Here is a 6,912-nt window from a genome sequence, read left to right as displayed (position 1 = left end):
GGCTGGATTCGAACCAGCGTACGCTAACGCGGGCAGATTTACAGTCTGCTGCCTTTAACCACTCGGCCACCCTTCCAGTCCGCGGCCTGGCAGTGCCCGCCGCGGAGTTCGGCAATATGCGAATTTTTCAGACCTTGTCAACACGGGTTAAGCGGTTCACACCAGAAAAAATTCGGCCGCAGTCCGCTGCGGCCCCCTCCCCTTCTTCGTGGGTATCATGACGCGCTCCAGACATCCCGGCTCCGGCCCCGCTTCCAGCCGCTCTTCCGACCGCTATTCCGACCGAAACGCCGAGCGTTCGGGCGCCAAGGCGCAGCACGGGTCATCGCCGCGGCAGGAACAGGCGGACGACTCCGGTCGGGCCGGCCGGCGCCCGGCGAAGGGTGGGCGTCCGCCGGTCGCGCGCGGCGTCCTTCTCTATGGCTTGCACCCGGTCGCCGCTGCCTGGACGAACCCGGAGCGGCGCATCCACCGGCTGCTGGCGACCGACTCGGGCCGGGCGGCGCTGGAGGCGGCCTTCGCGGAGGCGCGCGCGTTGGGTCTGCAGCGGCCGGAGGCCTCGCCGGTGGACCGCATGGAGCTTGAGCGGATGCTGCCGCCGGGCGCCGTCCACCAGGGCGTTGTCGTCGACGCCTCTCCCCTGCCCGAGCTGGGCATCGAGGATTTGTGCAACGAGTTGGAGTCCGAGAAATCGGTGGTCATCGTTGCCCTCGACCAAGTGACGGATCCGCACAATGTCGGCGCCATCCTGCGGTCGGCCGCCGCCTTCGGCGCCCGTGCCGTGGTGGTGACCGAACGCCATGCGCCGGAAACCACAGGCGTGCTGGCGAAGAGTGCATCGGGCGCGCTGGAAGCGGTGCCGCTGATTCGCGTCACCAACCTCGCCCGCGCGCTGACCGACCTGCAGCAGAACGGCTTCTGGTCGGTCGGGCTGGCCGAATCGGGGCAATCGACTCTCGCGAAGCTGGATCTGACGGGCAAGACGGTCCTGGTGATGGGGGCGGAGGGCAGCGGGCTGCGGCGGCTGACCATGGAGCGCTGCGACGCCATCGCGCGCCTTCCGACCGGCGGTCCGGTGGGCAGTCTCAACGTTTCCAATGCCGCCGCGGTGGCTCTGTACGAGGTCGCCCGTCTGCGCGAGTGACCGCGATGTGGATCCGGCGCGGCCAAGTGCTTGTTTGCACGGAAAAGGGGCGCTAAGGTGTGCCTCCGCCAAGCGACGGGCGCGCCGGATTAGCTCAGCTGGTAGAGCAGCTGATTTGTAATCAGAAGGTCACGGGTTCGATTCCTGTATCCGGCACCACCGCGCACTGGGGATGTTCCGGCTCGGCGCTGCAGTTCCGGCAGAGCGGCATTCGCTCAAGCGCCATGGCCGCTCCGATGGCCCACTGACGGTATCGTCACCTCGGAACCCTTGGACGGCAGCACGGTTGGAGGAGGCAGTCGAATGCCCCCTGACACCAGCTTGTGCGAAAGACCGGCCATGACCAAGCCCCAGCGCCCCGAGTCGGGCGGTGATACGCCCACCACTCCCAGCGCGGAGGCCCATCGGATGCGCGCGGACATCGACCGCGGGCTGACCGGCGACAAGGTTCCGGCCACCGATCCCGCTGCGGCTCCGCTCGGCACCGACGACGAGGCGGCCGGCACCACGCCGCCGCACGGCCCGTCGCGCGATCCCATCGTTCCCAAAGACCAGCGCATCCCGCCGGGCCAGAAGAAGGGCGGCGATACGCTCGACACCTGACCGCCTGATTGCGGGAGGTTCAGAAGGGCAAAAAGCCCGGCCGGGAATCCCGGTCGGGCTTTTTGCTGTCAGGCGTCCCGCCATCGACCCTCGGAAGTCCAGGCTCAGAAATAGCGCTCCGGCACGCGGACGACATCGTCCGGCATCACCGAGGTGGTGATCGGAGCCTTGCGGATTTCCTTCTTGGGATCGGCGCCGCGGGTGATGAGGACGTAATCCTCCTTGGCGCGGTAGGTGTAGCCGCCGGCCATCGCCACGGCCGACAGGGCCGTCATGCCGTTGACATACTGGTACTGGCCGGGGTTGCGCACCTCGCCCAGGATGAAGAAGGGCCGGTGGTTCAGCACCTCGACGCTGACCTTCGGGTCCTTCACATAGCCGGCGGAGAGACGGGTGGTGATTTCCTTTTCAAGGTCGCGGGTGCTGCGGTCCTTGGCCGAGACCTCGCCGATCAGCGGCATGGCGACCTTGCCGGTGCCGTCCACGCGGAACTCGCCGGACAGCTGTTCCTCACCGAACACGATGACGCGCAAGGCGTCGCCCGGGCCGAGATGGTATTCGCCGATCTGACCGGCGCCGGCGGTCTCCATCGGCGCGTCGTTGCCGGCGCAGCCGACCATGGCAACGGCGAGCGCGGCCAACCCGATCCCCTGGCCCAGCGCACGGAACACATGACGTCGATTCATCCCTAAACCCTTTCCCTGGCTGGTGGATGCCTGCCGCAGCGCCGGTCCGGTCCTGATCACCGGTCCCCGGTTGGCCCGGATCGATGGAACGGCTCCTTGGAACCGCCCATCCGCCGGCCGCCTTGCAGCGGCGCCCTTTGGTCACGCACCTGAATTCGGGTGGAGACTAGCAACTCGCAAGCGCTTGGGAAAAAGTGGAGAGGAATTACCGCCTTCGGATCTCTCCAATACATCGCTCCCGGCTACAAAAGCAGGCATAAGAAAAGGGCGCCCGTCATAGGACGGACGCCCTGCCCTGTTCAGAAAAACCTTTAGGACCTTTGGCCGAGACTTTCCCGGACGGACGATCCGGATTCAGCGGATTACAGCCTGGATTACATCTGGGCGCCGAGTCGCAGGTAGATCAGGTTGTCGCTGTATTCGGCCGCGCTCAGGTTGGAGTTGCGCTTTTCATAGGTGTAGCCGCTGGTCAGATACAGGTAGCGGTTCATCTGATAGGTGCCGCCGATGCTGGCCGTATAGACCTTGTCGTTGCGGTCGTTTCCGTTGAAGTCGTCCTGGCGGTACTGCAGCCGGGCGTTCAGCACCAGCGAGCGCAGCAGCTCGTGATCGACGCCCAAGGCGAACAGGGTGCGGGTGTAGCTGGAGGCGGTGCCGAAGCCCGGGCTTGACGAGGTCTCGCGCACCTGGCGGCTGGCGGTGGCGCTGATGCCGGTCAGCTGGGTGACCGCCCAGTTCAGGCGCCCGCCGAAGGACAGGCCGCTGAAATCTTCAAGCCGCGAGTCCTTGTAGTTGCGGACGAGGTAGCCGGCGAACAGCTCGCCGGTGACCAGGCCGGTCAGTTCGCTGGCAACGCCGCCCACCACTTCATACCCGTCCGAATCGCGGTCGAGGCCGAAGGCGTCGCGGTCGTTCTTGTGGCGGGTCCAGGAATAGGTGCCCTGGACGAAGGCCTCATAGCCCTCGATGAATTCGTAGCCGACGCGGCCGACCGTCGCATATTCCCAGCGGTCGCGGTCGCCCTGGCGGGCGACGCCGCCGCCGATCAGGTCGACGTCGTCATAGGAGATGTACTGGGCCGACCCCGACACGCGGGCGCGCAGGCGGTTGAAGCGCTGGGAATAGCCGGCCTCGCCGCCGCTGGTGAAATACTTCACCGGCTCGGCATAGCCCTGCAGGCTGTTGATGTCGCCACGGCCCTCGTGGTTGCGGCGGTGGAACAGCCGGCCGTCCAGCGCACCGCCCTTGTTCACGTCGAAGCGCCCGTCGGCCTGCGCGGCATAGTCCGTGTAGTTCTCGCCGGCATGGTCGCTGTAGCGGCCGGTATCGGCCGAGGCGGAGAAATTCAGCGCATGGGCAGCGAAGTCGGACTTGATGTCGATCCGCGGACGGACGGTCCAGATGACGTCGTCCTCATGGTTGTCGCGGGTGGCGTAGACGTTGGTCTCATAGGTGGCGCCGGCTTCCACCCGCGGCAGGAACAGGAAGGAGCCGGCGCGGACGCCAAGCTGCTCCAGCTCCGGCCGGCGGCGCTCCAGCACGGTTTCGCCACGCTGCAGGTCGTCCTGGGCGGCGGCGGGAAGCGACGTCAGCCCGGTCGAGGCGAGAGCGAGGGCGAGGAGGGAAAGGGTGCTGGTCTTCATGGAGTCACCGCGCTTGGCTGGGTTCGGTCGGCTCTGGGTTCGGTCGGCTCATCGGGCCGGGGGCCGGCCCCTTGGTGGGATTCGTCCGGGCGCCGCCTTCCGGCGGAAACCGATGCGGACGCATCCTCGGCAAAGACACAACAAACCGTGCTCCTTCCGCAACAGTGAAGCCCGGCCGCCGCCGCTTTTGCCGGGTCCTGTGGTGTGGCCGCAACAAAAGGTCGGCAATGAGACAAGCCCGGCGGTGGCAATGATTCGCTTGATTCCAGTCTCTTTTTCAAATGGTCGTAAGATGAAGGTCATAGCCACCGGTCGGCAGAACTGGCGATGCTCCCCCGCCCCTGCCCCTCCCCTACTTGGAACCGTCCGCCCCGCACCGGGTTGTTCATGACGATTCCTGACCAGGAAAGGTGCCGTATGACACGCCGACTCGACACGCCGCCGCCTCCGCCCTCGACCAAGCGCCCGCCCGACGCCACCACCCCGCCCTACACGCCGGGCGGGGTGACGCCCCCCGATGGCGAGGGCCCGGCCAGTCCTGCCGAGAAGACCGCCCCGCCCGACAGCTATCCGCCCAAGCGGAAACCCTGACGAAGAACAGGCGGTGAGAAGCGGCGTCCGCCGAAGCGAATCTTGGCGACGGCATCATGAATCGGTGATCGGTTTCACCCGAATTGCGGCAGAAGCGGCGCTTGCCTTGTTTTCGAACTTGCGCCGCTTCTTTTGTTGCGCTGCCGGTGACGTTTGCATTCCTGTGGCTCTATGACGCATCTGCGAAGGTTGCACTGCTGCCATTGTGTTTTCTACCCTTTCCATGAGGAACGCATAATGGATGCATCGGGTGGCGACAGGCGGTAAACGCCGGGCCACCGCTGCCCACGCAGCCGGGAGCGGCGGTCCGTGCCCGCCCCAGCCTTCGCCCCGGACCGAAGGCGGGCGCGAACCACGGGCCCGTTGCCATGGACGACTTCGGACGACTGCCTCCCGACGACTACCAGTTGGCCGGCCAGGTTCACCACCGCCTACGCCGCGCCCATCAGCGCGCGTCGGCGATCTTCATCGACCTGATCGGCGATTCGCTGCTGACCCCCACCCAATGGGCGGCCCTGGCCACCCTGTATGCCGAGGGTCCGCTGTCTCAGAACCAGCTCGGCCGGCTGACCTACATGGATCCGGCGACCACGCAAGGCGTGATCCTGCGGCTGGTGGAGCGCAATCTGGTCGAGCGCCAGCCCGACCCGCAGGACCGCCGCCGCACCAGCGTCCGCCTGACGCGGATCGGCCAGGCGCTGGTCGTCGACCTGACGGCCAACGCTGCCGCCGCCCACGAACGCACGCTGGAACCGCTGTCGGAGGAAGAGCGGGTGCAGTTCATGGCCCTGCTGGCCCGCCTGATGTAGGCGGCATCGCCTGCCGGCTGGGAAATGCCGAACGGGAAAACCCCGATCAGGCGGTGACTTTTGCGCGGGGTTTGCTATGAACGCGGTGTGTTGCGTCGCACCGCGACCCGGACACGCCGCTGGTCTCTTACGAACCGGGGTCCCCGCAGGATGAAGCACCGCCACCCGACCGCCTCGCCGACGGCGAAGTCCCTTCTTTCGGCCGCTCTGTTCGCCGCCCTTGCCGCTGCCCTTGCCGCCTCCGTGCTGACCACGGGCCCCGCCGCCGCCCAATCCGCAAAGGAGCCGGTGAAATTCAGCGGTGCGCCGGTGCGGGTGGGCGAGATCAACAGCTACACCGGGCTGCCCGCCTTCACCATCCCCTACCGCCAGGGCTGGCAGCTGGCGCTGGAGGAGATCAACGCCCAGGGCGGCGTGATCGGCTGCTGCGAGCTGCAGGTCGTCTCGCGCGACGACGCCGGCAAGCCCGACGACGCGGTGCGCGTCGCGCAGGAGCTGGTGACGAACGAGGCGGTGGACGTGCTGGCCGGCACCTATTTCTCCCACATCGGTCTGGCCGTCGCCGATTTCGCCGCGCGCAACAAGGTGCCCTTCGTCGCGGCCGAGCCGCTGACCGACGCCATCACCTGGTCGAAGGGCAACCGCTACACCTTCCGCCTGCGCCCCAGCACCTACATGCAGGCGGCCATGCTGGTGGAAGAGGCGGCGAAGCTGCCGGCCAAGCGCTGGGCCACCGTCGCCCCCAACTACGAATACGGCCAGTCGGCGGTGGCGTGGTTCAAGCAGCTGCTGAAGGAAAAGCGCCCGGACGTGGAGTTCGTGGCCGAGCAGTGGCCGGCCCAGGGCAAGCTGGAGGCCGGCCCGACCGTGCAAGCGCTGGCCGCAGCCAAGCCCGACGCGATCTTCAACGTCACCTTCGGCGCCGATCTCGCCAAGTTCGTGCGCGAGGGCGAGGGGCGCGGCCTGTTCCGCAACCGCAAGGTCGTCAGCCTGCTGACCGGCGAGCCGGAATATCTGGAGCCGATGAAGGACGAGGCGCCGGAAGGCTGGATCGTCACCGGCTATCCCTGGGACCAGATCGACACGCCCGCCCACAAGGCCTTCGTCGCCGCCTACACCGCGCGTTTCAAGGAATCGCCCAAGGCGGGCTCCATCGTCGGCTACACCACCATGAAGGCGGTCGCCGCCGCGATCACCAAGGCCGGGTCCGCCAATGCGGAGCCGATCGTCGATGCGCTGGCCGGCCTGACCATCGACAGCCCGGTCGGCCCGGTGACCTTCCGCGCCTCCGACCATCAGGCGACGATGGGCACCTATGTCGGCACCACGACGGTGAAGGATGGCCGCGGCACCATGAAGGACTGGCGCTACGCCGACGGCGCCAACTACCTGCCGCCCGACGACGTGGCGCGCAAGATGCGGCCGGCGGAGTAAGG

Annotated in this window: 7 protein-coding genes and 2 tRNA genes; 6 read left to right on the top strand and 3 right to left on the bottom strand. The window is 67.2% G+C overall.

What is annotated here, in order from left to right; genetic code table 11:
* Positions 1-68, bottom strand: a tRNA-Tyr gene (locus tag FZ029_RS25960).
* Positions 69-217: 149 nt separating this feature from the next.
* Between FZ029_RS25960 and rlmB the strand changes: the two genes are divergently transcribed.
* From rlmB to FZ029_RS25945, 3 genes are all read left to right on the top strand, one after another.
* On the top strand, positions 218-1,144 hold the full coding sequence (rlmB, locus tag FZ029_RS25955) for a 23S rRNA (guanosine(2251)-2'-O)-methyltransferase RlmB (protein WP_149272563.1): 927 nt from the start codon (positions 218-220) through the stop codon (positions 1,142-1,144).
* Positions 1,145-1,227: 83 nt separating this feature from the next.
* Positions 1,228-1,303 (top strand) — tRNA-Thr (locus tag FZ029_RS25950).
* A gap of 180 nt (positions 1,304-1,483) precedes the next feature.
* On the top strand, positions 1,484-1,747 hold the full coding sequence (locus FZ029_RS25945; RefSeq protein WP_149272562.1) for a hypothetical protein: 264 nt from the start codon (positions 1,484-1,486) through the stop codon (positions 1,745-1,747).
* Between the two features lie 104 nt (positions 1,748-1,851).
* Here FZ029_RS25945 and FZ029_RS25940 read toward each other — a convergent pair whose 3' ends face one another.
* Positions 1,852-2,433 (bottom strand): polysaccharide biosynthesis/export family protein, encoded by a 582-nt coding sequence (locus FZ029_RS25940; protein ID WP_149197564.1) that lies wholly within the window; start codon positions 2,431-2,433, stop codon positions 1,852-1,854.
* A 374-nt stretch (positions 2,434-2,807) separates the two neighbouring features.
* Complete coding sequence (locus tag FZ029_RS25935) at positions 2,808-4,076, bottom strand: outer membrane beta-barrel protein (RefSeq protein WP_149272561.1); 1,269 nt, start codon at positions 4,074-4,076, stop codon at positions 2,808-2,810.
* 417 nt (positions 4,077-4,493) lie between these two features.
* Here FZ029_RS25935 and FZ029_RS33155 point away from each other — a divergent pair, with 417 nt between their 5' ends.
* From FZ029_RS33155 to FZ029_RS25925, 3 genes are all read left to right on the top strand, one after another.
* Entirely contained in the window at positions 4,494-4,667 is a 174-nt protein-coding gene (locus tag FZ029_RS33155) for a hypothetical protein (RefSeq protein WP_188052056.1), read from the top strand.
* A 368-nt stretch (positions 4,668-5,035) separates the two neighbouring features.
* Positions 5,036-5,476 carry a MarR family transcriptional regulator gene (locus tag FZ029_RS25930; RefSeq protein WP_149197566.1) on the top strand — a complete coding sequence of 147 codons (441 nt, stop codon included), beginning with the start codon at positions 5,036-5,038 and terminating at the stop codon, positions 5,474-5,476.
* A gap of 150 nt (positions 5,477-5,626) precedes the next feature.
* A complete protein-coding gene (locus tag FZ029_RS25925) occupies positions 5,627-6,910 on the top strand; it encodes an ABC transporter substrate-binding protein (protein ID WP_149272560.1) in 1,284 nt (427 codons plus the stop codon).
* Positions 6,911-6,912 lie beyond the last annotated feature (2 nt).

It is taken from the genome of Azospirillum sp. Sh1 (assembly GCF_008365135.1).
Taxonomy (GTDB): Bacteria; Pseudomonadota; Alphaproteobacteria; order Azospirillales; family Azospirillaceae; genus Azospirillum; species Azospirillum oryzae.
This window is presented reverse-complemented; position numbering and strand designations above follow the sequence as displayed.